The sequence below is a fragment of the Streptomyces sp. SID3343 genome (genome assembly GCF_009865215.1).
GTDB lineage: Bacteria > Actinomycetota > Actinomycetes > Streptomycetales > Streptomycetaceae > Embleya.
Genome location: NZ_WWJX01000123.1, coordinates 1 through 2165, shown reverse-complemented (window position 1 = coordinate 2165; position 2165 = coordinate 1). Strand labels below are relative to the sequence as shown.

2 protein-coding genes are annotated in these 2165 nt (G+C 71.1%); both read left to right on the top strand.

The genetic code is table 11. From position 1 onward, the window contains the following. Positions 1-252 precede the first annotated feature (252 nt). On the top strand, positions 253-1680 hold the full coding sequence (locus tag GT354_RS04195; protein WP_161354802.1) for an aspartate aminotransferase family protein: 1428 nt from the start codon (positions 253-255) through the stop codon (positions 1678-1680). Between the two features lie 71 nt (positions 1681-1751). Beyond that, a partial coding sequence (locus tag GT354_RS04190) for an IMP cyclohydrolase (protein WP_237534358.1) occupies positions 1752-2165 on the top strand: 414 nt, incomplete at its 3' end.

The following is a 2165-nucleotide window of genomic DNA, read 5'->3' as shown; positions in this document are numbered from 1 at the left end:
GTCTCACCAACGGTGGCCTGTCTCGCCGACGGAGACCCGTCTCACCAACGGTGGCCTGTCTCGCCGACGGCGACCTGGCGACCGATCTCCGGGTCCACCTGTTCCGGTCCGAGCAGGGACGCCGTCCCGATGGGGGCGAGCGGGGTGAACCGCTGCCCGAACCCCGCGCGGAGGTGCCCGACTTCGGCTTCCCGCTGGTGGCCGCAGGCTCTAGAGTGCGCACACCTTCGGCTCGGGGAGAGTGGCGTGGGCATGTTCGCTGGTGGGCGGCCGATCGACGAGGTGCTCGCGGAGCTCGGGGCGCTGCACGCGGGGGACGAGCCCGGGCGTGGTCGCCCCGGAGTGGCCAACACGTTCGATTCCGGCTTGGCCTCGGTCGAGGAGATCGCGGTTCGGGCGTTCGAGCTGTATCTGCACGTCAACGGGCTGTACCCGACGTCGTTCCCGAGCGTGGCGACACTGGAGCACCAAGTGGTCGCGGCCGTGGGCGAGATGGTGCACGCGCCGCCCGGCGCAGCGGGGAGTTGGACCAGCGGGGGCACCGAAAGCTGCCTGATGGCGGCGAAGGCGGCCCGGGACGCGCGGCCCGACGTCGAGCGTCCGCAGCTCGTGTTCGCGCGTTCCGCGCACGCGGCGTGGGCGAAGGCGGCCGCGTACTTCGGGCTCGAACCGGTCGTCGTGGACATCGACCCGGTCACCATGACCGCCGACGTTGCCGCGATCGAGCGCGCGATCACCGAACGCACGGTGCTCGTGGTGGTGTCGGCGCCGTCGTACGGCCACGGCGTGGTGGACCCGATCCGGTCGATCGCGGCGATGTGCGCTCGGGTGGGGGTGCGATGTCACGTGGACGCGTGCATCGGCGGATGGGTGTTGCCGTTCGCCGAACAGCTCGGTCTGCCCGTGCCCGAGTGGGATTTCCGGGTGCCCGGGGTGGACTCGATCTCGGTGGACCTGCACAAGTACGGCTACACGCCCAAGGGTTGCTCGGTCGTGCTGTACCGAACGGCGGCGATGCGGCGCGGCCAGTACTTCGTCGCGTCCGACTGGACCGGCTATCCGGTGGTCAACTCCGCGATGCAGAGCTCGAAGTCGGGTGGTCTGATCGCGGCGGCGTGGGCGGTGCTTCGGCACATCGGCGCGGACGGGTATCGCGAGTTGGTGGGCCGCACCATGGACGCGACCAGGGAGCTGATCGACGGCATCGCCGGGATCGACGGGCTGCGGGTGTTGGGCCGGCCGGCCGCGAGTCTGGTCGCCGTGACCACGGACGGGGTCGACTTCTTCCCCTTCCTGGACGAGTTGGAGCGCCTGGGCTGGTCGATCCAACCGCAGCTGTCCCAACCGGGCGTCCCGCCGAGCATCCACCTGACCATGACCGCGACCCACGGTCCCTACGTGACGGATCTGTTGTCGGCGCTGCGCGTCGCGGTATCGGCCGCGCGCGCACGAGGCCCTCTGCCCACGCCCGAACAACTGTCCTTCGTCGACGAGTTGGCCGCGATGGCCGCTGCGGACGGGGGCGTCTCGGCCGACGGCCTGACCGAACTCATGCTCAAGGCGGGCCTCTTGGACAACGGCCGGATGGCCCCGGTACACGCCCTGCTGGACGGCCTGCCGGCCGGTCTGCGCGAGAGCGTCCTCCTGGCGTTCTTCGAGGGCCTCAATCCCCCACTGTGACCGGGTGGGGTGTCGGTCTCTCGGGATCGAACCGTCAACAGCCATCGACCTTGTGGAGTGGGCGCGACAGCATGGACCGACTGGACGACGTGGTGGCAGGCAATCGATACCCCGGGCGGGGTGTGCTGTGGGCGAGGACCCTCGACGGCACGCTGTGCGGCGGCTACTTCCTGACCGGGCGCAGCCCGGCCTCTCGGGCACGGGAGTTGCGGGCGGGCGCCGACGAGTTGATCGTCTCGCCGACCGGACGGCCCGGGGAGCACGACCCGCTCCGGCACTACGTCGCGGCGCGGGAGCGCTCGGGCCGGTTGGTGTACGGAAACGGCGAGCAGGTCGCCGTGGTGGCGGACCGCCTCGCGGACGGCGCGACGCCGGTCGCGGCACTCGGTGACCTCGCGTACGAGCCGGACCCGCCGATTCACACTCCGCGCCTGACGGTGATCGTGGTCGACGGCACGGCCTGGTTCGGCTCCGCGCGCCGTAGC

Coding starts and splice junctions, on each gene's coding strand:
- GT354_RS04195 (WP_161354802.1), top strand. CDS start 253: ATGTTCGCTGGTGGGCGGCCGATCGACGAGGTGCTCGCGGAGCTCGGG.